Source organism: Parabacteroides sp. Y3-G-102 (genome assembly GCF_023656845.1).
In the GTDB taxonomy this organism is placed as follows: Bacteria; Bacteroidota; Bacteroidia; order Bacteroidales; family Tannerellaceae; genus Parabacteroides; species Parabacteroides distasonis.
This window is the reverse complement of record NZ_JAMOKU010000012.1, coordinates 12713-39270: the sequence shown is the minus strand read 5'-3', so window position 1 is coordinate 39270 and position 26558 is coordinate 12713. Positions and strand designations below refer to the sequence as shown.

Genomic DNA, 26558 nt, shown 5'->3' with positions numbered 1-26558 from the left:
CTATAAAGATGAATTTATTCGACGTATATCCATTATTTAATATAGAGATCGTACAAGGCAAGGGATGTCATGTATGGGATAGCGAGGGAAACGAGTACCTCGACTTATATGGCGGCCATGCCGTGATCTCGGTGGGGCACAGCCACCCTACTTACGTAAAGGCGATTACCGAGCAGGTAAATAAATTAGGCTTTTACTCGAACTCGGTTATCAATAGCTTGCAACAAAAATTAGCGGATAAGCTAGGGAAGGCTTCCGGCTACGATGATTATTCGTTGTTCTTGATCAACTCCGGAGCGGAGGCGAACGAGAACGCGTTAAAGCTCGCCTCTTTCCATAATGGCAAGAAGCGGGTGATCGCATTCAAGCACGCCTTTCATGGGCGTACCTCCGCCGCCGTCCGTGTCACGGATAACCCGAAGATCATCGCTCCGGTAAATGAGGATCTAGCGGTTACTTATCTTCCATTGAACGACGCTTCCGCCGTAGAGGAAGAGTTGAAGAAGGGGGATGTATCGTCCGTGATCATCGAAGGTATCCAAGGTGTAGGTGGCATCCAATTGCCAACGGATGATTTTATGCGTGAGTTACGCAACCTGTGTACGACTTATGATGCCTGTCTGATCTTGGATGAGATCCAGTCCGGATATGGAAGAAGCGGTAAATTCTTCGCGCATCAATATGCCGGTATCAAGCCGGATTTGATCTCAGTAGCGAAAGGTATCGCCAATGGCTTCCCGATGGGTGGGTTATTGATCAGCCCGAAATTCAAGCCGGTTTATGGTATGCTCGGCACTACTTTCGGCGGTAACCATTTGGCTTGCGCGGCCGCTATCGCCGTTCTTGATATAATGGAAGACGAGCGTTTGATTGATAACGCGGCGAAAGTGGGTGCCTATTTATTGGAAGAGCTTCATAAACTTCCGGGTATCAAGGAAATTCGGGGCCGTGGTTTGATGATCGGTATCGAGTTCGAGGAATCTATCAAGGAAGTGCGTAGCAAACTTCTCTTTGAGGAGAAAGTGTTCACGGGTGTAGCCGGAACCCATACGATCCGTCTGCTTCCTCCGCTTTGCTTGACGATGGATGAGGCCAAGGAATTTATCCGTCGCTTCAAGAAAGTCCTAAACGCTTAATTGTTCTTTATTTCATAAAAAGGGAGGATGTCTGAATTAGCGTCCTCCTTTTTTTCATTCCTCCCCAACAGCTACGTAAATTAAGTATCACCCTTTGTCAAAAAAACATCATTCCTTTTTCCGAAAAAACACTAACTTTACGCAGTCTAAACTTTGAGTCTCTAATTACTAATGAACACGATCGATGAAATATCTATTTATAGGAGTATTCACTTTGTTGTGCCTATTTGCCTGTCAATCTAACGACTCCCAATACATCATAGAAGGCACCTTACCCACTGCGCAGCAGGATGGGGAATGGATTTATCTGGCACCCATGGAAAACGCCTCAATCGAAAATATCGATTCTACGAGAATAGAGAACGCACGGTTTACTTTCCAAGGAACGGGAGAAGAGATGAAAGTCCTCCGTATGCGCATCCTTTTGCGTCTCAAGTTCCAAGAGCTACTGGTCGTAACGGAACCGGGTGTGACCTCAGTACGGATAGACTCCATCAGCTCGGCCTCCGGTACACCGCAAAACGACGCCTTGCAGCATTGGAAAGACCGGAAGCAAAAGACCAATAGCGAATCCTATGCCCTATGGACAGCGCTTAAGACTTGCTCGCCGGAAGATTCCACCCGCATCAAGCAGACATGGGATTCCTTGAGAGTAGAGACGCAAGCTTTTAATTATGCGTTCATGAAAGAACATATCAACCAAACGGTCGGGAAATTCCTCTATAAGATGATAAAAACCTCCTTGACCGAAGAGCAACGAAAGGAACTGGATGAAGCGAATCATTAAACAGGATCTGTCGATCACGCTAGCGGTACTGGCGATAGCGATCTTCGCTTTCTTCTTCTGGATGTACCCCTATCATTTGTTCCACAAAGAGCAAATGATGCTGTTCTTGTACAGCGGTGAGTTTCTCCGTGGATATTTTCAGGAGGAAGCGTGGCTGGCTTGTCTCACCGGCGATTTCCTCACGCAATTCTTTTATTATATCGGGGGAGGCCCGTTCATCCTAAGCGTTGTCTTAACTTTATTTGCCCTGCTTACCTATCGGACATTCCGGCAATTCGTCAGCAAGAGATACGCCCTTCCTCTTATGATACTACTTGTATTATGGGAGGCCGGAAGGTCTTGCGGACTCGCCTATCCGTTATCCGCAACTCTCTCCTTGATCGGAGCAGAAGGTGTTTTCCTGTTATATAGCCGGAGCCAAACTGAGGGGCAACGTCTTCTTACCTGCATTCCCGCCATGCTTCTTTGCTATTGGTGCTTCGGGTACGGGGCATGGCTCTGTCTGGCCCTTATGCTGGCCGCCGGAATCATAGCGCACCATCAAAAGCTAAGTGCCCTGCTCGCAGTTGGTATATTGCTTCTTCCAGCGACCCAATATCCCGCTACCACTTGGTGGAGTAAGCCGGATCTCGACCGGGAGTATGTACTCAGCCTCGATGTGGAACATTATTTCGGAAATATACAAAAGATGAGGAAACATCTCGAGACAGACCGCCAAATCCTTTGGGTGACCTATTACCGGAACCTGTACAATGCCACGCATCCATCCGAGATCAACTCACCCGTATCTCTCTCCCGGAACCTCCTAGCGTGGAATCAACCGGGTACGAATGGGTTGATCCTTCCCGTGAACCCATCCGCTTCTTTTCTCTCTATCCTATTCGCCAACGAGTTATGGTTCACGTTAGGAGATATGACTATGGCCGAGCATTGCGCCATGCTAAGTATGATCTTCTCTCCTCGCAATTCGGGTAGCCGTATGATCAAACGGCTGGCTGAGATCAATCTGGTCAATGGGGATGATGAGGCAGTTCTTAAATATCTACGTATATTAGACAAGACACTCCTTCATAAAAGCTGGGCCGAAAAGAGAATACCCGGTCAGCAAACCCCGCAAGTAAAGGAGTGGCTGGAGAAGAAACGCAGAGACATCCCGACCCAAGACCAACTACGTTCCGGTAACGATGCCGTGACTTCCTTACAGAACTTAGTCGCCTCGAACGCCGGCAATCTCCGTGCTTACGAATATTTACTCTGCTATCATTTACTCTCCAAAGATCTCCGTTCTTTTGTAGAAGATTATGTACCGGGTAAGGTCTCTAGTCCCATTTTCGCCGAGGCCCTGCTGATCCATCTCGCCCGCCAAGGTAATATCCGTGCGGAAGAGCTTATAAAATACCAAATCCCGGTAGAGATAGCGAAAGAATTCGCCGATTATACCCGGCTTTATGAGGCAAAGGACACGAGTTTGAAAGAGAAATACGGCAAGACCTATTGGTTCTATTATCATTTTGCGACCACAGAGCCCGGAAAGGAGAGTAAGCCATGAAAGAAGTAAGAATCATGAAAGAGAACATAACCTATTACCTCGTCTGGATAATCTGCTTGCTGGCAGGATGTGCCCCTACCCCGAAGCAAATAGAGGATACCACAGACCCAATCCCTATGTATCCCGATTATACGGATATCATGATTCCCACGAATATCGCCCCTCTCAACTTCTTATTGAGAAACGATGCGGACGCTATGCAAGTAACTTTGAAAGGGGAATCAAAAGAGATACAATTATCTTTCGGAAAGAAAGCTATTTTCCCTTTAAACCTATGGGAAAGCCTTTTAGAGCAGGAAGTGGGCAACCGCCTGCAAATAACCGTAGTCGCCCGTATCAAGGGTAAATGGCTCCGTTACCCCTCTTTCTACTGGCAAGTAGTTCCGGAGAAACTGGATAGTTATATAAGCTACCGGCTTATCGAACCGGGTTACGAGGTATGGAACAAAATCCAATTATGCGAACGGGAGATTAATTCTTTTGAAGAACGGATTATCGCCGACAACAAAGATACCGACGGTTCTTGCATGAACTGCCATATTTACGGAAATAAGAAAGGAAGTTTATCCATGTTCCATTTACGGGGAAAGCAAGGAGGCACCCTGCTGAACCGTAACGGACATTTGAGGAAGTTGAAACTGAGCAACGACAATCTGCCAAACGGGGCTGTTTATGGCGATTTCCATCCATCGGGGCAGTTCGCTGTTTTTTCCACGAATATTATCATCCCTGCTTTTCATTCGTTAGGGAGTAAGCGGTTGGAAGTCTATGATACGACCTCCGACCTAATGGTCGCAGATTTCAGAAAGAAACAACTCATCACCTCCCCATTGACTAGCCGGAAGGATGAGTTAGAGACTTTCCCAACTTTCTCGCCCGATGGGAACTGGATCTATTATTGCTCCGCTCCCATCCAGCCGTTGCCCGATAGTATCCATAACCTAAAATATTCCCTATGCCGCATATCTTTCCATAAAGATACCAAGGAATGGGGCCAACGGATCGAGACCGTATGGGATGCCCAGAAGCATAATGGCTCCGCCTGCCATCCCAAGATATCGCCCGACGGTAAATACCTGCTTTTCACGGTAGCCGATTATGGAACCTTCCCGATCTGGCACCGAGAAACAGACCTGCATATGATGAACCTCCAGACCGGGAAGATAGATACCTTACCTGCCGTCAACTCCGATAAATCGGATACCTACCATAGCTGGTCCTCTAACAGCCATTGGTTTGTCTTTGCCAGTAAGCGGGATGACGGACTATACGGAAAGCCTTATTTCTCTTACGTGGATAGTACGGGAAAAGCCTATAAACCGTTCGTACTCCCGCAAGAGGATCCGGAACATTACGATATCACGTTAAAATCTTATAATATACCTGAATTATCCACTAGCGAGCTTCCTTTCGACGCTGAAGATGTACAAGAGATCTACTACGACGAGGAAGCTGAGACTTTTAAATAATAGAATCATGGAAAATACACGTAAATATAGATACATAAGAGGAATCGCCTCCTTATTATTCGGCTGTGCGATTTGCCTGTTTTGGGGACTTTATTATCCTCATCATTTACATTACCACGAGCAATTCCAGTTATTCCTATTCACGCCGGAATATGGAATCGACAAATGTCTCCATCCCGGAGGCATCGCTGAATATATAGCGGAGTTCCTGACGCAGTTCTATTATTTCGCTTGGGCAGGGGCTACGATCTTGGCGATCGTTATCGTGCTTATCCAACGGCAAATAAACTGGCTGGCCAAACAAATGGGGGCTTCCGACTTTTGGTATCCGCTCAGCTTTCTCCCTTCCATCCTGCTCTGGGTATTTTTATGTGATGAGAATGCCCTGCTGGCATTCCCCGTCTCCATAACTCTCGCCCTCTTCGCTCTAGTCATCCAGCGAAAAACCGCTCATTCATGGGGACGAATTATCTATACGCTCCTAATGATGCCGGTGCTCTACAGGGTGGTAGGTGGTGGGGCCTATTTCATCTTCGTGATCGGAGTAATAATCGGGCATTGCATCAAATCCGTGCCAGCCACATACAACAAATCCTATATTTGGATTCCTATCTACATCTTGCTTGGAATCCTATGCCCCCTATTGGCACAAAGCCTTACGCAATATCCATTGCTTAGCCTCATGACCGGCATCGATTATTATCGTTTCCCCATGATCGTTCCCAACACCCTGTTAGTTGTTATTGCTACCGTTGCCATAACCCCCGGGGCACTTGCTTTACTTCCCCCATCCGTAAAGAGCACTAAGGCATGGATGGGTATTATCTCCACCCTGCTCCTTATCGGTGGTGGCACATGGATTCACGCCGCCAGCAATTCGGATAAGGAGGAGGCTATGAAATACGACTACCTCACCCGCATGAAACAATGGAACCAGATCATCAAGGCGGCAGAAAACAAAGAGCCTAATTCCCCCTTCTCCGTGACCTGCTTAAATCTGGCTCTCGCCAAGACCGGACAATTAGGGGATCGCATGTTCCATTTCTACCAGAATGGAACGGAAGGATTGATCCCGACCTTCCAAAGAGATTTTACCTCACCGCTCCCAACCAGCGAGATATTCTATCATCTGGGAATGATCAACTCCTCACAGCGCTATATGTTCGAGGCGATGGAGGCTATCCCCGACTATAAGAAAAGCGGACGTGCCTATATGCGTCTGGCCGAGACCAACTTGATCAATGGACAATACGCTGTCGCCGCCAAATACCTGCGGGCTTTGCAGCATACCTTGTTCTATAAGAAATGGGCGACCCATGCCATGAGCTACCTAAATAACGATGAAAAGATAGAGAAGCATCCCGAATGGGGATGGTTGAGAAAAGCCCGATATACGGAAGATTTCTTGTTTAGCGACACGGAAATGGATGTCATGCTAGGCTTATTGCTGCAACATAACAAAAGTAACCGGATGGCTTTCGAGTATATGTTAGCCTATGTCTTGCAAAAGAAGGATCTGGAACGTTTCATGAAATATTATCCGCTGGGAAAAGATCTGGGCTATAACCACATACCCATCTCTTATCAAGAGGCATTGATTTTCATTTGGACACAGCAGCATCCTAATTTCCAAGGCCTTCCTTGGAGCATCTCCCGCAACGTATTGGAAGGGGTAAGCGAGTTCGCCCGTGTCTATATGACGCAGAAAGACTCCGAGCCTATCCTTCGCCCGAAATACGAGAAGACATTTTGGTATTACTTATTATTCAGAAAATAAACGGCCATGAGAAAGCTTATCTTATTATATAGTATATGTATAGCGTTATTTACCGCTTGTGGGGATTCGGTGGTATCCCCCGAACAAATAGAGAAATACCCGTCCATCTATCCGGATTATATCGGGGTAACAGTTCCCGCCACGATAGCTCCAATGAATTTCTCTTATACGGATACCTCCTATGAACGGATAGATGTTATCGTAAAAGGGCACCAAGGCAAAGAGGTACATATAAACGCGAAGCATGTCAATTTCCCGGAAAAAGAGTGGAAGCAACTGCTCAACTCCAATCAAGGCGATAGTTTACTCTTTACTGTCAGTATCAAGCAAAAGGGTAAATGGAGTACTTACAAACCTTTCCCCATGTACATCAGCCCCCACCCGATCGATTACGGCCTAGTATACCGAAAGATCGCTCCCGGTTATGAAGTCTATAGCCGTATGGGTATTTATGAGCGTGATCTATCGTCTCATAAAGAAAGACCTTTGGTGGAAAACACGCTGGTCAAAGGTATGTGCGTAAACTGCCATGCCTTCAATCGTACGGACCCGAGCCATTTCAGTCTTCACATCCGAGGAACGCATGGAGCTACTTTTGTGAGAACCGGCAATAAGGATGAATACCTCAACACGAAAACAGATCAGACAATCGCCGCTTGCGTCTATCCCTACTGGCATCCCGGAGGCGAATATATAGCGTATTCCACGAACAACACCCGGCAATCGTTCCATACGGTTAAGGACGAGCGGGTAGAAGTCTTGGATTTGGAATCTGATGTAGTCGTTTACCATCCGGCAGATCATCGTCTACTTCTTTGCGATTCTTTGCAAAAGAAAGACAGGTTCGAGACCTTCCCCGCATTCTCCCCGGATGGTCGTACGCTTTACTTTTGTTCCGCCGAGGCTAAAAAGATTCCCGAAGAATATAAAGAGATAAGATATAATTTATGTAGTATAGATTTTGATCCCTCTGCCGGTACATTCGGGAGCCGTATCGATACATTGGTGAACGCTGAGGCTTTAGGGAAAAGCGTATCTTTCCCCCGTCCTTCCTATGACGGCAAATATATTATGTTCACCTTATCCGATTACGGAAACTTTTCGATCTGGCATAAAGAGGCGGATCTATGGTTACTGGACTTGACAAGCGGAGACCTCCGCAAGCTATCCGAAGTAAATAGCGATGACACCGAAAGCTTTCACAACTGGAGTAGCAACTCCCGCTGGTTTGTCTTCAGTAGCCGCCGGGGTGACGGCCTTTATACCCGCCTTTATCTGGCTAGCATGGATGAGAATGGCAAGATAAGCAAGCCCTTTCTCCTTCCCCAGGAAGATCCGGAAACCTATTACGATCGCTCTGTCTATTCCTATAATGTCCCGGATTTCACGAGCGAGCCTATCAAGATCGACACAAGGGTATTTGAGAAGAAGATAACCTCGAAAGAACGTATACAGGTACAAGCTAAGAAATAAAAATAATACCACTATCCGATAAAATAATACTAGATTGTCTGCCCGATACCTCTTACATTCGCGTTCATAAAGAAAGACAGTTATCATGAAGAACACGAAATTAATTACCATGTTATGCCTAGGGGCATTAATCGCCTGTTCACCATCGAAGAAAGGACTAGAGCCGACAAGCGAACAGGGTTCGCCGAGAGAACGTTTAATAGAGAACCTACGTGCGATTCCACAAAAAGGAATCATGTTCGGACATCACGATGATACGGTTTATGGGATCGGATGGGAATTTGACGAAGGAGGCTCAGACGTGCGAAAAGTATGCGGCGATTATCCGGCCGTTATCAGCTTTGATCTTGGAGAGATCGAACTCGGGGGAGATAAAAGCCTTGATAAAGTACCTTTCGAGAAAATACGCAAGGAAATCATCAACCAATATAACCGGGGAGGCTTGGTATCTTTAAGTTGGCATCCCCGTAACCCTAAAACCGGAGGGGACGCTTGGGACGTATCAGACCATGCTGTCGTGAAATCGATCCTTCCGGAAGGGGAGAACTATGAGAAATTCCAAAGTTGGCTAGGCAAAGTGAATGATTTCATCCTTTCCTTGAAAACAAGCGATGGCACCAAGATTCCCGTCCTATTCCGTCCTTGGCACGAACACACCGGAAGTTGGTTCTGGTGGGGACAGAATTTATGTACCACGGATGAATACAAGGCGCTATGGCGAATGACCGCCGATTATCTAAACGCTCACGGAGCAACAGACCAGATCGTATACGCTTATTCCACAGGTACAGAGCCGCAGGATCAAGCGTCTTATCTGGAACGTTACCCCGGACATGACTTGATCGACGTCCTAGGCTTCGACGCTTACCAACGGGAAGATAAGGATTTCTTCTTGAAAAGCATGGATACCAGTCTTTCAGTAATAGACAGCATAGGCAAAGCCAACCATAAGATCATAGCGGTCACGGAGACCGGCTACGAAGGGATACCAGACTCCACATGGTGGACGGGAACCCTGCTGCCTGCCATGGAGAAATATCCGGTCGCTTATGTATTGGTATGGAGAAACGCCCGTGAAAAAGTCACTCACTTCTTTGGCCCTTATCCCGGACAAGCCTCTGCCGAGGATTTCAAGAAGTTCTTTGAAAATCCGAAAACATTGTTCGCCTCCGATATCAACCTATATAAATAACATCATACATAACCAGATAAATCACGTCATATCCAGTTGTAGAGACGGGGCGTGCCCCGTCTCCCACCATCTGATAATATCATTTAAAGCAAAAACATCATGGAACAATTTCAAGAAAAAGTAAACGAACTCTTCGCTAAACACGAAACCTTGTTAAGCCGGAAAAATATCCCTTTAGAAGACGGAAACGGAATCTTCACCCGTTATCAACACCCTGTACTGACAGCCGCACATACCCCGATCTTCTGGAGATATGACTTAAATGAAAAGACAAACCCCTACTTGATGGAACGCATCGGCATGAACGCAACCATGAACTCCGGCGCAATCAAATGGAATGGTAAATATATATTAATGGTACGTGTAGAAGGAAGCGACCGTAAATCCTTCTTCGCCGTAGCCGAAAGCCCGAACGGAGTAGACAATTTCCGTTTTTGGGATTACCCGGTAACCATGCCGGACGATCTTGTCCCGGCCACGAATATTTACGACATGCGCCTAACCGCTCATGAAGACGGCTGGGTTTACGGAATCTTTTGCGCCGAGCGCCATGACCCGAACGCAGCTCCCGGAGATCTATCCTCGGCAACCGCCACGGCAGCTATCGCCCGGACAAAAGACTTGAAAAACTGGGAACGTCTCCCGGATTTAAAGACCAAGAGCCAACAACGTAACGTCGTATTACACCCGGAATTCGTAAATGGTAAATATGCCCTTTACACCCGCCCCCAAGACGGATTTATCGACGCGGGAAGTGGCGGTGGTATCGGATGGGCCTTGATTGATGATATCACGCACGCCGAAGTCAAGGAAGAAACCATCATCGACCAACGTTACTACCATACGATCAAGGAAGTGAAAAATGGCGAAGGCCCCCACCCGATCAAAACGCCGAGAGGCTGGTTACATCTCGCCCATGGCGTACGGGGATGCGCCGCCGGATTACGTTACGTGCTTTATATGTATATGACCGCATTGGAAGATCCCACGAGACCTATCGCCACACCCGCCGGCTATTTCATGGCTCCGGAAAATGAGGAACGGATCGGCGATGTATCCAACGTTTTATTCTCTAACGGATGGATCGCGGATGAGGATGGAACCGTATATATTTACTACGCATCCTCCGATACCCGTATGCACGTGGCTGTATCCACAATCGATAAATTGGTAGATTACTGCATGAACACTCCGGCCGACGGGCTGACTACGACCGCATCTGTCGAGACGCTGAAAAAGCTGATCGATCGAAATCTTCCACTCCTGAAATAACCTACAAAAACCACTCATATGATTAAACTAACAGAGAAGATAGGCTACGGTTTCGGGGACATGGCATCGTCCATGTTCTGGAAACTGTTTGGCGCTTACTTGATGATTTTCTATACGGACGTATTCGGATTACCGGCAGCAGCCGTAGGTACGATGTTCTTGATAACTCGTATATGGGACTCGGTCTTTGACCCGATTGTCGGCGTCGCAGCGGATCGTACGCAAACACGCTGGGGAAAATTTCGCCCTTATTTGCTTTGGCTGGCGATCCCGTTCGCCGCTATCGGAGTGCTCACTTTCATGACTCCTTCTTTCGGACAAACAGGTAATTTGATCTATGCCTATATCACCTATTCCTTGATGATGATGGTGTACTCCGCTATAAACGTGCCTTATGCGTCCTTGCTTGGAGTAATGAGCCCGTTACCACAAGACCGTAATACCCTTTCTACGTACCGTATGGTATTCGCCTATATTGGCAGTTTTATAGCCCTGTTGCTATTCATGCCGATGGTGCGTTTCTTTAGTGGAAATAGCGATGAATTGGCGGATCAACAACATGGATGGACCATGGCTGTCGTAGTTATCGCTATCCTGTGCGCCATTCTCTTTTATGGATGTTTCGCGTGGACAAAAGAACGGGTAAAACCGATTAAAGAGCAACAAGGCTCGTTAAAAGATGACTTGAGAGATCTATTGCACAACAAGCCTTGGTGGATACTATTGGGAGCAGGTGTCTCCGCTCTGGTTTTCAATTCCATCCGCGACGGGGCTACCGTATATTATTTCAAATACTTTATCATTGAGGAAGCCTATGCCAATGTATCTCTTTTCGGAGTCTCCTTCGTCTTAAGCGGATTATATCTGGCGGTAGGACAGGCGGCCAATATTGTCGGCGTGATCTTGGCCGCCCCATTAAGCAACCAGATCGGAAAGAAAAGAACCTATATGGGCTCCATGCTGATCGCCTCGGTCTTAAGCATCCTCTTTTTCTGGCTCGACAAGACGGATATAGCCCTGATATTCACGTTCCAAGTGTTCATCAGTATTTGCGCCGGTAGTATTTTCCCCCTACTTTGGTCCATGTATGCCGATTGCACGGACTACTCAGAACTAAAAACAGGGAACCGTGCCACAGGATTGATCTTCAGTTCCTCGTCCATGAGCCAGAAATTCGGATGGGCGATCGGCACGGCTATCACAGGCTGGCTACTCGCTTTCTTCGGGTTTCAGGCCAATACCGTACAAAGCGAGGAAACGATTAGCGGAATCAAGATGTTCCTCAGTTTCTTACCGGCCGTAGGTACGATCCTGTCCGTTGTATTTATCGCCTTCTACCCGCTTAGCGAGACAAAGATGAAGGAAATCACCGCTACGTTAGAAACCAAAAGAAAAGAAACAAATGAATAAAATCACCGAAGATTTACAAAACGAGGTTCAATGGGAGCTAGAGAACAATATCCTCCCTTTCTGGATGAACCGAATGATAGATAGTGAGTATGGCGGTTTCCATGGGCAAATCACGGGAAACAATCAACGAGTCGTACATGCCCCTAAAGGCGCCATCTTGAACGCCCGTATCCTATGGACATTCTCCGCCGCATACCGTTTATTACGAAAGCCGGAATATCTGGAAACGGCGACCCGTGCCAAACGTTACCTTATCGATAAATTCTACGACCAAGAATTCGAGGGTATTTACTGGGAATTAGACTATACCGGTCAACCCGTGCAAACCAAAAAGCAAATCTACGCCTTAGGATTCGCTATCTACGGATTAAGCGAGTACAACCGGGCTACCGGAGATAAAGAAGCGTTGGATTATGCGATCCGTCTCTTCAAGGCAATCGAACAATATAGTTTCGACCCGGAAAAGAACGGTTATATGGAAGCCTTTACGAAAGACTGGAAACTGATAGAGGATATGCGACTAAGCGACAAGGATGAGAATGAGAAAAAAACTATGAACACCCATCTGCATATCCTCGAACCTTATACTAACTTGTATCGGGTATGGAAAGACGAGCACCTCAAAAAACAACTCCGAAACTTGATCCTGATTTTCACCGACAAGATTTTGGATCACCGTACCTATCATTTAAACCTCTTTTTCAACGAGGATTGGGAAAGCAAATACCGTATCATCTCCTATGGTCATGATATAGAGGCATCTTGGTTACTGCATGAGGCCGCTATCGAATTGGGAGACAACGAGATTCTTCAGAAAGTAGAGCCCTTGGTTCAAAAGGTAGCGATAGCGGCCGAAGACGGGTTATTAGCGAACGGTAGCCTCATTTACGAGTATCACCCGGATGAGAAGAAAGCCGACACGGACCTGCATTGGTGGGTGCAAGCCGAGAATGTAGTGGGTCATTTCAACTTGTATCAACATTTCGGAGATGAGCCTGCCTTAGGCACAGCCTATACATGCTGGAAATTCATTCAGCGTTATTTGATCGACAAGGAACAAGGGGAATGGCATTGGAGCGTATCGCTCGATCACGAGATCAATCGCGAGGATGACAAGGCCGGTTTCTGGAAATGTCCCTATCACAACGGACGGATGTGTATGGAGATTATCGAACGACTTGCCGGCGAATAGCCGTCCGAAAGACCGCCTGCCGGCTCTTTTTTATCAGATTAACAACCGTCGGAAGTTTCCGACATCAAAAAAACAAGCGATATGAACAAATTCTATTGGATGGCGATCGGCCTCCTTCTCGGTTTGGTGAACCTCCGGGCCGAGATCAAGCTGCCAGCTTTGGTAGGCGACAACATGGTACTCCAACAAGCCACTAAAGTACGGCTCTGGGGAAATGCAACCCCAAATTCAAGCCTGAAAGTCCGTAGTTCTTGGGACAATACGGAATACACGGCCCAAGTAAACGATCAAGGCAGATGGGAAATCTGGGTTCAGACGCCCTCGGCCAGTTTCGAAAAGCAACAGTTAACATTAGAGAATGGACAAGACAAGATTGTCTTGCATGATCTTCTGATCGGCGAGGTATGGTTCGGTTCCGGCCAATCCAATATGGAAATGCCATTAAGAGGTTTCTGGCACTGCCCTATCGAGGGAGGTAACCACGCTATCGCTACATCCGGGAAATATAAGAACTCGATCCGTTACGCTACGATCCAACGAGTCGGAGCCTTGGAACCGAAAGATTATCCGGTAGGTGGCGAATGGAAAGTATGTGATCCGCGAAACGCCCCGGAGTTCGGAGCTACCGCCTATTTCTTCGCAACCCTGTTGACCGAGGTGTTGAACGTGCCGGTAGGTATCATCAATTGTAGCTGGGGCGGCTCCACGGTTGAAGGTTGGTTGCCCAAAGACATCCTGCGGAATTATAGCGATATCGATCTATCCTTAGCGGGTAACGATGAGAAAATCCATCCGATGCTACAACCCATGATCATGTATAACGGAATGCTGAAACCAGCCAGCAAATATACGGTCAGAGGTTTCCTATGGTATCAAGGAGAGTCAAATGTCGGACACCCGGACTACGCTAAACGCCTAGCGACAATGGTAGAACATTGGAGAGGATTATGGGGACAAGGAGAATTACCTTTCTATCTGGTAGAAATCGCCCCTTACGAATATGGAGAAGGAGACCAAGCCGCATACCTTCGTGAAGAGCAATACAAAGCTACCCGGTTGATCCCCAATAGCGGTATTGTTTCCACGAACGATCTGGTACAGGATTACGAGAAACGGCAAATACACCCCAAAGAGAAACAAAAGATCGGTGAGCGTCTTTGTTATATGGCTCTAAACAAAACCTATGGTTATACAACCATCGCTTGTGAGGGCCCCCAATACGATCATATGGAAATAGATAAAGATAAAATCATTCTTTTTTTCAAGAATGCGGAAGATGGCTTCAATCGAGATAACGGGATCATAGGCTTCGAGATAGCCGGAAAAGACATGCGTTTCCACAAGGCAAACGCAACTATAGACGCTAACAAGAAAACCGTTATTATCTCAGCTCCAGGCGTAAAAGCCCCAATAGCCGCTCGTTATGGTTTCCGGAATTTCCAAATTGGCAACTTGCAAAACGTACAAGGATTACCGGTGCTTCCATTCCGCACGGATAAATAAAACGACTTAGAAAATAAAACACAATACGTTATAATATTCAAGCTTGTTCATACGTAATGTCTTATTTTCATTTGTAAGACGTATTTAGTTTTTATTTCATTCTATTGTGATAATAGAAATTACCCTCCTAAAGTATTAGTAAACTTAATTCTTCCCTTAAAAAAATGGGAGATCTTATTTTACAAGGAATCAGAGACCTCCTCTGATTCCTATTTATTTTTCATTCATATCATAATGTATACAAAAAATGATAGTTTGTATACAGACCATACTAATACATTGCGCTTTTTTTGCATCTAGATTTACTGAAGGGGGAAATATTTGTATAACAAACTAAATAACAATAATTTCATGAACAAGCTTATTAACAGAATTTCTCCGGAAACATCTGAAAACCGAATCTTACACGCTGGCTTTAGTATCATATTGATGTCAGAGGAAATAACACAAACCTTATCTGGTTTATCCAGCGATATGATTATTTTTATCTTAAGCGGATCCATAACTATATATTCCACTAAAGAAGAAAAGAAAACAATCGGTGAACAGTATATGATCTTTCTAAGATCATTTGAAAATTACACATATGATATCACACTAGGTTCAAAAATCATCATTTTCTTTTTTGACAGTTTAACGATGAATGAATTACCGTATTACCAACATCCGTACGGAATATTACCTCAACCTATCTCTAAGTGGATAGAACTGAAAATAGTGGAACCTTTATACGGTTTTCTAGAACTTGTCGGACAATATCTTGAAAATAATTTCCTGAACTACCCTTTGTATGAATTAAAGAGAACGGAATTATTCTACTTACTGAAAAAGCTTTATAGAAAAGAGGAATTAGACTACTTTTTCTATTTATCAAGTACGCATTCAGCAGAGTTTGAGAGACTCATCGCCGAGAATTATATAAAAGCTAAAACAGTAACAGATCTAGCTCAAATGATAGGTTACGGAGTAAATTCCTTTCGGATGAAGTTTAAAAAAGTTTTCGGTATTCCAGCCTACGAATGGCTGATGCAAGAGAAATCCAAACGACTATTGGTCGCCATAGCTAACAGCGAGGATGATTTTAAGAATATAATAGATGAATTCGATTTCTCCTCGCATTCGCATTTCTACAAATTTTGCAAGGCACGCTTTGGATATAGTCCCACGGAGCTAAGGAAAAAACTTAAATCATTGTAAAAAACACCCCCTATCAGAATATACATTTAAATTGTCAAGTTGTATAACTCCTAATAAGTTATACTCATTTATCTTTGCCTCATTGATTTTAGACACCTATCCGTATGGATGATCTAATAAAAGATAGTGTATAATGACCACCATATTTTTTTATGTTTTACTATTCCAAATTAAAGACTGGGATAAAATTTGTGAAGAAGAGGGTAAAATGACATCGCCGATAATTTGCTATATTTTGCTAGGGGTTATCTTATTCATAATCTTGATGCGTATACTTTCCATATTGCAGTTTTTGCGATTGAAGCGGAAGGTAAAGAAACGTATTTCCCCGAAACACGATAAACCTTCCTGTAAATAAAGCCTCTACCCGCTTACATTCATTAATAATTAACGGAAGAACCAATTCGCTTCTTTCTATGTTTATATAAAAAAAGCGTTTAGATCATGGGCTTCAACATTCCTTACACAGACAAAAAGCGGGTCGTAATTATCGGGGGCGGATTTGGAGGGTTAAAACTAGCTGAGAAATTGAAAAAGAGCAAGTTTCAAGTAGTCTTAATCGACAAGAACAACTATCACCAGTTTCCTCCCTTGCTTTATCAAGTAGCGTCCTCCGGCTTAGAATATAATGAAATATCCTTTCCATATCGAAAGATATTCCAGAAGAGAAAGAACTTTTACTTCCGGTTGGCAGAGGTATATGGCGTCAATCCGAAAGGGCATACCATTCAAACCTCCATCGGCGAATTGGAATATGATTATCTTGTAATCGCCGCTGGAACTATCACCAACTTCTTTGGAAACAAAACGATCGAGGAACAGTCTCTACCCATGAAAACGGTAGAAGAGGCGTTAGCTTTACGAGACACCTTATTAATTAATTTAGAGAAAGCGACTACTTGTACGGACCCAGACGAGAAGCAAGCTTTGCTAAATATAGTAGTTGTAGGTGGAGGGGCTACAGGTGTAGAAGTATCCGGCGCTTTATCCGAGATGAAACGGTTTGTTTTGCCGAAAGACTATCCGGATCTAGGAAACTTTCATATGAATATCTATCTGATAGAAGGGTCCCCTAAATTACTAGGGGCCATGTCTCCGGAAGCCTCCTCCAACGCTAAACGCTTCCTAGTGGATATGGGCGTTAACATCATTCTTCAGAAGCGTGTCGTGGACTATAAGGATGGGAACGTTTTCTTAGATGACGGACAAACCATACCCACTAGAACCTTACTTTGGGTAAGTGGTGTGAAAGCGGTGCATTTCGATCATATCGAAGGAGAACTCTTGACCCGGGGGGAACGGATTATCGTCAATGAATGTAATCAAGTAAAAGGCTTATCCAATATATTCGCCATAGGAGATGTCTGCTGGATGGCAGAACCGGATTACCCAAACGGACATCCGCAAGTCGCTCAGGTAGCGATTCAGCAAGGTGAGTTATTAGCCGAAAATCTACAACGGATCGAGGCTCTAAAAAAACCGAGACCTTTCCATTATAAGAATTTGGGAACTTTAGCTACTGTCGGCAGGAATAAAGCGGTTGCCGATTTAAATAAGGTGAAATTACATGGATTTACGGCATGGTTGGTTTGGATGCTCGTACATTTACGTTCCATCTTAGGAATCAAGAATAAGCTAATTGTACTGATCGACTGGATCTGGAATTATTTCACGTACGACCGTTCCATGCGTTTCATCTTGTTCATCCAAAAGCACAAACAAGATGGAACACAGGGCACGGAACCTACTTTATAAACGATAAGTCAACGTAAGCCAAGCTACCCGGGCATCACGATTGCGCTTTTGCGTCATTTCTAAGTTCGGGGCATCAATAATCGTTGTTTCTTCTAAACTATCGAATATATTGTTGATACTTAAGTTCGCGCATAATTTACGATTGAGGAAATATTGAGAGAGACCGGCATTTACGCTATAACGGCCTTTGATCTTACCTTGAGGCGTAAGCTGGTCGGAAACGTAGAAGCCGTCTACCTGAAAATCCGTAGTCGGCGTAATACTTACGTTCACATTCCCCTTCACATCCCAGCAAACCAAGGATTTCTTCTCGCCATAGCCTATCGTACGCCCATCGATCTCGTCCCGATAGATATCCCCGGAGAAACCGACCGTCAAGATACGTACCGGATTCCAGCTACCGGACAAGTCGGCTCCGACTGCTTGGCTATGTCCGATATTCTCTTTCTTCCAAACCGTCTCGTCATTTACTTGGCTAGCGGTTTCCATGATACGATTCGTACGATTCCGGTAATAAATAGCCGGAGTCAAACGAAAACGGGGAGCCGAAAACAGATATCCTAGCTCTACGTTATGGATAAACTCATCCTTCAAGCCCGGATTCCCCTGTATGATATGGGTAGGATCACTGTTATTCAAGAAAGAGCACAAATAGCTGCCATTCGGACGAATCACCCGTTGCTGATAACTCAAGCTTAAACGATTGCTCTTATTCACCTCATAAGTAAAACGGGCACGAGGATACAAATGAAAACGAGAGCTCTTGTTCTCTTTGCCTTTTATCCCCTGCCAATAAGGGTCGTTGATCCAAGAAGGGCTAAACTCATTCATCTTAAAATGACTAAATTCCGCCTGTATCCCTATCTCCGCGTTAAAAGCGCCCCAATTCTTAACCACGTCCGCATAGATCAAATTCAGATAACGTTTGAAATCGTAATTATACGATTTCGCCGGACTTAGCTCAAAACTACCGTCCACCTTATCAAAAGCAGCCGTCAGATAATCCTCGTTTCGCGCACGACCTATATAACCAAGCTTGAAATCCCAACCATCGATCTCCTGCCCATATCCAAATCCCCAGAAATAATTATGTTTCGTATGGTCGATAGATTGGTTATCCTCCGAGACGATATTCCCGTTTTGAGGATTCTCATTCTTGAAATCATTATCCTCATCATACGAGAAATTATTATAGTTGAATACGGTATAAAAACCTTGATTCTCCGAAATCTCATGGTTCCAATACGCTTCGGCGGCATAAGCTTCCTGACGCTGGTCGTTATACCGGTTACGGATCACGTACTTCATTTGCTCCCCTTTCGGGTTGAATACCCGGTTGTTAATGCGTCCATACCGGCTATAATCCATCAAATGATACAGGCCATGCACGGTGATCCGGTCTTTCGCGGAAAGATCATAGTCTACTTTCATATCCGCCACATGTACGTCCGGACGAGCCGTGGCATTATTATTCATCTCCGTCCGGTTTTTAGCGGTCGCGGTCGATTTGCTGAAAGATCGTTCCCGGTATTCCCTCCTATAATTGTATTTCGCGTTGATATGGAATTTTCCGGGATGCAAATTCAATACCGCTCCTGCGTTATATCGCTCATTCCATCCCGCCCCAAGCGTAACATATAGAGGGGAATCTCCCGTTCCATACATACGAGGCACCAGATTGAGTATGCCCACATCACCATCCGGCACCGCATTAATCGGAGGAAATGCCCCTAATGAGATCTGGTTAAAGAACAGGGCGGGAAGTTGGATCAGCACGTCACCGCTATATTCTTCCAGCAAACCGTAAGGAACTCCATCGACAAGCATCCCGACATTACCGGAGCCCCTGTATGTAACGGCTCCTTCCATATCGGTTATGACAGAAGGCAATTGGCGAAAAGCATCCGCCGCCGTATTGGTAACGCTACTCAAGTTATTATCTACCCGCAAGATTTTCATCCCGCCCCTCTCGCTCAACCCGGCGAAACGGGTACCCTGAATCTCTATATTCCGGATCGTAAGCGTCGTATCGGCAGGAGTCTGCGAGAATACCGGCATAGCCAATAGAGCGGCCAATGGAAGAAGTAAAATTTGTCTCATATCATTATCTATGGTTTATAAACAAAAAAAGTCTGTATGTTCAACGCATACAGACTGTCCTCAAAACTCGTTTACTGATTATTATTCAGCAGGAGCAGCTTCTACGGCAACAGAGTCAGTAACCTCAACAGCTACAGAATCAGTAGCGGCAGCATCCTCTTCTACTACAGGAGCTTCCTCAACTACAGTAGCCTCTTCTGTTTCAGCAACAGATTCGGTAGTTTCAGCAGATTTGTTGCCACAAGATGCGAATGATACAGCTGCGATAACAGCAGCAAATGCAACTAACTTTTTCATTTTGTTCTTAATTTAAACGGTCTATAATATCTTGTTGTTGTAAAACGATGCAAATGTATGTATTAATCATATATGTTGTACAACATAAGACGTTTTTTTTTGAATTATTTTCTACCGCTTTTACAATATGCTGAATATTAGCTGCGTTTGCTTTCTATTTATTTATCAATAATTACTGTATAGGTAACGCTTAATGCTTTTCTTCGGTGTTTTCTCAAATTCTGTCGGATACAATTGTATCTCCGAGATCGTTTCGTAAGGAGCCAGGAGCTTGTTCAACTCTATCCTATTTTGTTCCATGATAACTGGAAGATCCGTATGCGAGATACCCGTACTATCCACCGTATCGTAATCCGGATACACCATCCCGATCAATTTCCCGTTTTTCTCCACGACCAAACTCTCCATCACGAATGGCAAATTGTTCAATTTGGATTCAATCTCTTCCGGATAAATATTTTGTCCGCTAGCGCCCAAGATCATCGTCTTGCTACGTCCACGTATAAAAATACGGTTGTCATGATCGATCGTACCCAAATCACCCGTCCTTAGCCAGCCATCTTCCGTGAAGACATTTTGGGTTGCCTCATCATTCTTATAATAGCCTTTCATTACGTTCTCGCCCGATACTTGAATCTCGCCTACCTTATTATAAGGGTCTTCCGAATCGATACGGACTTTCATGATCCCTTTCAAGATCTGTCCGCAAGAACCGGGCACATACTCATTATTATGGTCATAACTGATCAACGGGCCACATTCCGTCATACCATAACCGATCGTGAACGGGAATTTGATCTTATACAAGAAATCCGTTACTTCTTGATTCATGGCGGCGCCCCCCACGATCACTTCACGGAAACGTCCTCCCAAGGCATCCACCAAATGTTTGCGGATCTGCGCATAGATACGTGAATCCAACAGTGGGATATTCAAGGCCAACTTCAAGGTTCGCTTATTCAACTGAGGAAGGATCATCTTCTTATAGATCTTCTCCAAAATCAGGGGAACCATCAAGATCAAGTTCGGCTTCACCTCTTCGAATGCCTTTAATAAGATTTTAGGAGACGGCACCTTACCTAATAAATAGACATGCACACCGAATGCCATGGGTACCAATAAATTGAAAGCGCAACTATAGGCATGGGCCAGAGGCAGGAAACATAACTCACGTTCACCCCGGAACAATAGATCCAGTGTCCGGGCATACGTCACGTTTCCGGCTAAATTATTCCCCGTCAACATAACCCCTTTGCTAAATCCGGTCGTACCCGATGTATAGTTGATCTCTACCACCTTATCATTATCCAGCTCAGCGTATTTGATATCCTCTTGGGTGAAGCCACCCGGATATTTCTCGGTCATCTTCTCATCCAGCGATTTCATCAACTTCTGGATATTCTCTCCATCCCGTTGATGCAAGCAACGATAATCAGAAAGAGAGAATACACCGCGAACCTCTTCTATCTTATCTTCCTCCAAAGAATCCCAAATCCGGTCGCTAACAAACAAAAAGACAGATTCCGAGTGGTTAATAATATGATGTACATCATTCGGATTAAAGTCCTGAAGAATAGGCACGATAATCGCCCCATAAGTAACAACCGCCATATAAGCGATGCACCAACGGGAGCTGTCTTTACCGATCAACGCGATCTTGTCTCCACGACGGACTTGGCACTCATGGAATAAAAGATGAATACGTGCGATCTCCGTTGCTACATCACCGAAAGTAAAGGTTTTACTTTTCCCGTAATCCGTTAATGCCGGCAAGGCCCAGTTTTCCTTGAAACTCTCCTCGTAAATCTTAATGAAATTCTCTTTGATCATAGCACACTTTTGTGAAATTCGCGTAAAAGTAAAAACAAATCCTTACTTTTGCCATGATATAACCTATAAATTTAAAATAAGAATGAAAAGAATCACTCTCGCATGGGCATTGACCCTCTGTAGTTTTATTACATTTATCGCCTGTTCATCCCCAGATGTTGGAGAAAGAAGCGTAAGTATTATCCCCGCTCCGGCCCAAATGACAGTAGGCGAAGGTACATTCACGATCCATCCCGGCATCGAGATCGGTTATGCGGACGAATCCTTAAAGGGTATGGGCGAGTTGCTATCCAACGAGATAGAAAAGCTATCCGGCATCAAGCTGGCTTCCGCCTCAGACAAAGAATCGAATTGCATCATCTTCCTCGAGTTGACAGATCCGAAAGAGTTCGCCGACCTGCCAAAAGCTTATGGATTGAGTCCGAAAGATAGTGTCCCCGTAGATGAGTCTTACTCCCTCTCCATCCAAAAGAGAAACATCTACATCAAGGCCACTACCCTAGAAGGTATCTATCGAGGTATCACTACCTTGAAACAAATCGTGGGTGGTAACCTACAGCCCGGAGGCGAGAAGATTTATCTACCGCTACTGGAAGTGAAGGACGCACCTCGTTTCGCTTGGCGCGGACTCTCTTTCGATGTATCTCGTTGCTTCTTCGATCCCGAGGAAGTGAAACAAGTGATCGATATGGTCGCCTTATATAAAATGAACGTACTGCATATGCATCTTTCCGATAACCAAGGTTGGCGTATCGAGATCAAGAAATATCCCGAGCTAGCGGAAATAGGAGGTCAACTTCCCAACAACGGCAGAAAAGGTGGCTATTATACGCAAGAGGAATTCAAGGATCTCGTGAATTACGCGAACGAACGCTTCATCACGATCATCCCGGAAGTAGATATCCCGGGGCATACAGCTGCCGTATTCGCCGCTTATCCAGACTTCAAGAACGCTGTCAAATTCAAGACCAAGGTTAACATCCCGGGGCAGGCCTTCAATGCGCTCGACGTAGATGATCCGAAAGCGATGCGATTCACGGAGGATGTTATCGCGGAGCTAGCCGCTTTAGCACCCGGAAACTACATCCATATCGGAGGCGACGAGGCGATCGGCTTACCCCATGATAAGTTCGTCCGTTTTATAAATAAGACACGGGAAATCGTATTGAAGAATGGAAAGAAAATGGTCGGCTGGCAAGAAACCGCCCGTGCGGATATCTCGGAAGGCGATGTCATCCAGCACTGGATTTATCTGAAGCAAAAAAGCGAGGACTCTTCTAAGAAAAAAGATAATATACCTGCCGAGTATAAAGAGATCATGGCCTTATTCGCGGAATTCATGAAAGAGGCACCAAAAGATCCGGGTCTTGGTATATCCAAAAAAGCGAAAGTGATTCTCTCGCCGAGCGGTTACGTTTATCTGGACCATAAATATCTGGAACCAAGTGCGGACTCCACCCAAAACGCGGAGCAAGAACGTCTGGGCATGGCCGCCTATGAGAAACAAACGATCCAAGAAATGTACGACTGGGACCCGATGACCTTCAACCCAACTGTAGAGAATCCTCAAAAAGATGTAGCGGGTATAGAAGCCGCTATCTGGTGCGAGACGATCACCAATTTCAGAGATCTGCAATTCCTGTTAATGCCCCGTTTGGCTGGTGTCGCCGAAAAAGGTTGGTCCAAAGTAGAGAACACACATTGGGACGAATATAAAGTAAGACTTGGCGCGCAAGCCCCCTTATGGGAAAAGGCCGATTGGAACTATTTTAAATCATCCTTAGTGGATTGGAAATAACAGTACAAAATCTTCATAATATTACGAATATTTCGAAATAAATTAAATATCTTTGTCCTATTAACTTTAGGACAAAGATATTTTTATGAATAAATGGCTTATTATATTTGCGATATTACTAACCGCTTGTACCGGCACAAGCGAGAAATCAGAGGAATGTATAACAATTGACCTAGCAACTGTTTTTGACCATCAACCTCAAGAAGTAGCCTTAAAGAAATGGGCGAAATCCATCCAATTCATCCCTCTGCAAACGAATGACTCAATCTTGATCAAATACATCTCCCGCATTATTAAACACGGCGATAAGCTATTGGTGCAGCATGATAACAGAGCTTCCGTTTTCGACTTGGCAGGAAAATATTTATACGATATCGGCAAACAAGGAGGAGGTCCGGATGAGTTTAGTCGTATATCCGGACTAGAACCTCATGATCATCTTATTTATATAAAAGATAGCCCCATCCGAATAAAGATATACGATTGGCAAGGGAAATTCCACCAAACCATTCAAATTCCGGATAAGAACATCCGGGGATTTTATCCCCTCCCTAAGACGAACGTTATCCTAGGTCACGTACCCAACCTCTCTGGCAACGCACCCATTCGGTTCTATTTTTGCCAAGATACAGTCATATCGGATAGCATACCTTACTATAAATCTTATACAGAACCTCCTTTCGTCATGACATTTACCTATGAGTTCCGTCCTTTCGACGGAAATAAGATTGCCGCATTTAAGGAGTTGTTCTGCGATACGATATTTAAAGTTTCCAACGACATGAAGCTAACTCCTTATGCCGTCCTCGATCTAGGTAAATACCGAACGCCCGAGGAACTCCGTTATAATATCACGATAGACGATATAAAAAACGACCTGTTCAGGACAAAGACGATCCCTGTCATACCCGGGCAAATCGGAGACCGGCTCTATATGCATAACTTCTCCGATAAAGATACCTATACATTATATTATGATATAGCGGAGAAGCAATTAGCCTATGTACAATTCATATACCCGGAAAACTCATTTGAACTTCCCGAAGAAGCCTATTTCACTCCCAAATACATCTCAAACGACAACCGTTACCTAATCGATTGGGAGCAACCCGAGAATGATAACAATCCGGTATTAATCTTAGTGGAGCCCTAGTTGCCGTATTTCCTCTATCGGCACAATAAACAAAACAAGGCCGCAGCAAGGACTATTCGATAACAAGTCTTCATAAATAATGTTGCTTGACTGTATCTATTCCTTAAGTTCACGGCATGGTTTTTACAGACCACGTCATGGTTTATACAGACCACGACGTGAATCGCACAGACCACGACGTGGTTTGTAGAATATATCCAATAGTAAAGAAGAATAGATAGGCTTCCGGAAAACTATTTATGCAATAGTAAAGAGTTTTTAAGTCCATCTCAATCCGAACTCTTTACTAATCCGGGCTTAATTAGTACCTTTGCACTCTAACTAAATCGAAAATGATAGATCAGACCGTATTTAACAATAAAAAGGCCGCTTATTATACGCTGGGTTGCAAACTAAATTTCGCGGAGACCTCTACCATTGGAAAGCTATTAGCCGAACAAGGGGTACGCAAGGTGCGTCCCGGGGAAAAAGCGGATATATGCGTGGTGAATACTTGCTCCGTAACGGAACTGGCCGATAAGAAGTGCCGGCAAGCGATCCGTCGGATCAGCAAGCAACACCCCGGTGCCTTTATCGTGGTGACCGGTTGCTACGCACAGTTGAAGCCGGAGGAAGTCTCCCATATAGAAGGCGTTGATTTGGTTCTTGGCGCCGAACAGAAATTAGAGATCCTTCAATATCTGGAGAACCTGGAGAAGAAAGAACACGGAGGAACTGTTATCGCCTCACAAAGCAAGGATATACGTTCCTTCTCCCCTTCTTGCTCGGCCGATGACCGTACACGTCATTTCTTGAAAGTACAAGATGGATGCGATTATTATTGCTCCTATTGTACCATTCCTTTCGCCCGTGGAAGAAGCCGGAACGGGACGATCGCCAGCATGGTGGAACAGGCGCAGGAAGTCGCACGTAAAGGAGGAAAGGAGATCGTATTGACAGGGGTAAATATCGGGGATTTCGGCAAAAGTACCGACGAGACCTTTATCGACTTAATCCGTGCTTTGGATGAGGTAGATGGAATCGTACGCTATCGTATCTCTTCCATCGAGCCGAATCTGATTACCGACGAGGCCATAGATTTCGTGGCCCATAGCAAACGTTTCGCTCCTCATTTCCATATTCCTTTGCAAAGCGGTAGCGATGCTGTCTTGCAATTAATGCGCCGCCGTTACGACACCGCTCTTTTCCGTCATAAGATCGAAAAGATCAAGGAAATAATGCCGCATGCTTTCATTGGCGTAGACGTAATCGTTGGAACCCGTGGCGAGACAGACGAGTACTTCGAGGAGGCCCGCCAATTCATCGATAGCTTGGATATAAGCCAACTGCACGTGTTCAGTTATTCGGAACGCCCGGGTACCCAAGCGCTGAAGATCGATTATGTAGTAGACCCAAAGACCAAACACGCACGCAGTCAACAACTCTTGGATATCTCAGACCAGAAACTTCATGCCTTTTATGAGGCCCATATCGGACAAGAAGCGAATGTCTTATTCGAACACACCAAGAAAGACGGCAAGATGCACGGTTTCACCGAGAACTATATAAAGGTAGAAATCCCTTATGATGCCGCTTTGGTCAATGAGACCCGCAAAGTCGTACTAGGCGGCTGGAATGAGGATCGCACCGCATTAATAGTCAACAATCAATCATCAACCGTCAACTAAG

At 45.0% G+C, this 26558-nt stretch carries 19 protein-coding genes; 16 read left to right on the top strand and 3 right to left on the bottom strand.

Translation table 11 applies throughout. The features are described from left to right. The first annotated feature begins 8 nt into the window (after positions 1-8). The 13 genes from NBH16_RS07770 (at position 9) to NBH16_RS07710 (ending at position 17712) form a co-directional block, all read left to right on the top strand. A complete protein-coding gene (locus tag NBH16_RS07770; RefSeq protein WP_005855219.1) occupies positions 9-1136 on the top strand; it encodes an aspartate aminotransferase family protein in 1128 nt (375 codons plus the stop codon). Between the two features lie 184 nt (positions 1137-1320). After that, positions 1321-1923, top strand: coding sequence for a DUF4369 domain-containing protein (locus NBH16_RS07765; RefSeq protein WP_005865597.1), 603 nt, complete (start codon positions 1321-1323; stop codon positions 1921-1923). Further along, positions 1907-3472 carry a DUF6057 family protein gene (locus NBH16_RS07760; RefSeq protein ID WP_250788335.1) on the top strand — a complete coding sequence of 522 codons (1566 nt, stop codon included), beginning with the start codon at positions 1907-1909 and terminating at the stop codon, positions 3470-3472. The genes NBH16_RS07765 and NBH16_RS07760 overlap by 17 nt, the downstream gene beginning before the upstream one ends. After that, positions 3469-4941 (top strand): TolB family protein, encoded by a 1473-nt coding sequence (locus NBH16_RS07755; RefSeq protein WP_005865593.1) that lies wholly within the window; start codon positions 3469-3471, stop codon positions 4939-4941. The genes NBH16_RS07760 and NBH16_RS07755 overlap by 4 nt, the downstream gene beginning before the upstream one ends. A 7-nt stretch (positions 4942-4948) precedes the next feature. Beyond that, a complete protein-coding gene (locus tag NBH16_RS07750; protein WP_250788333.1) occupies positions 4949-6718 on the top strand; it encodes a DUF6057 family protein in 1770 nt (589 codons plus the stop codon). 6 nt (positions 6719-6724) lie between these two features. Next, positions 6725-8191: a TolB-like translocation protein gene (locus NBH16_RS07745; protein WP_250788331.1), complete on the top strand. Its 1467-nt coding sequence runs from the start codon at positions 6725-6727 to the stop codon at positions 8189-8191. An 85-nt stretch (positions 8192-8276) separates the two neighbouring features. Next, positions 8277-9383, top strand: coding sequence for a glycoside hydrolase family 26 protein (locus NBH16_RS07740; protein ID WP_005865587.1), 1107 nt, complete (start codon positions 8277-8279; stop codon positions 9381-9383). A gap of 99 nt (positions 9384-9482) precedes the next feature. Next, the gene (locus tag NBH16_RS07735; RefSeq protein WP_044545548.1) at positions 9483-10655 is read left to right on the top strand and encodes a glycoside hydrolase family 130 protein; all 1173 of its coding nucleotides are present in this window, start codon (positions 9483-9485) and stop codon (positions 10653-10655) included. An 18-nt stretch (positions 10656-10673) separates the two neighbouring features. Beyond that, the gene (locus NBH16_RS07730) at positions 10674-12065 is read left to right on the top strand and encodes an MFS transporter (protein ID WP_057326804.1); all 1392 of its coding nucleotides are present in this window, start codon (positions 10674-10676) and stop codon (positions 12063-12065) included. Next, positions 12058-13257: an AGE family epimerase/isomerase gene (locus NBH16_RS07725; RefSeq protein WP_057326803.1), complete on the top strand. Its 1200-nt coding sequence runs from the start codon at positions 12058-12060 to the stop codon at positions 13255-13257. The genes NBH16_RS07730 and NBH16_RS07725 overlap by 8 nt, the downstream gene beginning before the upstream one ends. Positions 13258-13338: 81 nt before the next feature. Then, entirely contained in the window at positions 13339-14760 is a 1422-nt protein-coding gene (locus NBH16_RS07720; RefSeq protein WP_158532761.1) for a sialate O-acetylesterase, read from the top strand. Positions 14761-15111: 351 nt separating this feature from the next. Beyond that, a complete protein-coding gene (locus tag NBH16_RS07715; protein ID WP_005865576.1) occupies positions 15112-15957 on the top strand; it encodes a helix-turn-helix domain-containing protein in 846 nt (281 codons plus the stop codon). A 444-nt stretch (positions 15958-16401) separates the two neighbouring features. Then, complete coding sequence (locus tag NBH16_RS07710; RefSeq protein ID WP_057326801.1) at positions 16402-17712, top strand: NAD(P)/FAD-dependent oxidoreductase; 1311 nt, start codon at positions 16402-16404, stop codon at positions 17710-17712. Here NBH16_RS07710 and NBH16_RS07705 read toward each other — a convergent pair. The 3 genes from NBH16_RS07705 to NBH16_RS07695 all read right to left on the bottom strand — a co-directional run bounded on the left by NBH16_RS07705 (position 17707) and on the right by NBH16_RS07695 (position 21939). Continuing rightward, complete coding sequence (locus NBH16_RS07705; protein WP_005865572.1) at positions 17707-19812, bottom strand: outer membrane beta-barrel family protein; 2106 nt, start codon at positions 19810-19812, stop codon at positions 17707-17709. The two genes, NBH16_RS07710 and NBH16_RS07705, sit on opposite strands and share 6 nt — an antisense overlap. Before the next feature lie 81 nt (positions 19813-19893). Beyond that, positions 19894-20109: a PG1828 family lipoprotein gene (locus tag NBH16_RS07700; RefSeq protein ID WP_057319968.1), complete on the bottom strand. Its 216-nt coding sequence runs from the start codon at positions 20107-20109 to the stop codon at positions 19894-19896. Between the two features lie 165 nt (positions 20110-20274). Next, positions 20275-21939 (bottom strand): AMP-binding protein, encoded by a 1665-nt coding sequence (locus NBH16_RS07695; RefSeq protein WP_217773214.1) that lies wholly within the window; start codon positions 21937-21939, stop codon positions 20275-20277. An 82-nt stretch (positions 21940-22021) separates the two neighbouring features. On the opposite strand from NBH16_RS07695, the gene NBH16_RS07690 reads away from it, so the two are divergent. The 3 genes from NBH16_RS07690 to mtaB all read left to right on the top strand — a co-directional run bounded on the left by NBH16_RS07690 (position 22022) and on the right by mtaB (position 26557). After that, positions 22022-23737, top strand: a complete 1716-nt coding sequence (locus NBH16_RS07690) for a beta-N-acetylhexosaminidase (RefSeq protein WP_121962483.1) — start codon at positions 22022-22024, stop codon at positions 23735-23737. Positions 23738-23822: 85 nt separating this feature from the next. Next, positions 23823-24890 carry a DUF4934 domain-containing protein gene (locus NBH16_RS07685; protein WP_121962482.1) on the top strand — a complete coding sequence of 356 codons (1068 nt, stop codon included), beginning with the start codon at positions 23823-23825 and terminating at the stop codon, positions 24888-24890. A gap of 332 nt (positions 24891-25222) precedes the next feature. Continuing rightward, positions 25223-26557 carry a tRNA (N(6)-L-threonylcarbamoyladenosine(37)-C(2))-methylthiotransferase MtaB gene (mtaB, locus tag NBH16_RS07680; RefSeq protein ID WP_250788329.1) on the top strand — a complete coding sequence of 445 codons (1335 nt, stop codon included), beginning with the start codon at positions 25223-25225 and terminating at the stop codon, positions 26555-26557. Position 26558 lies beyond the last annotated feature (1 nt).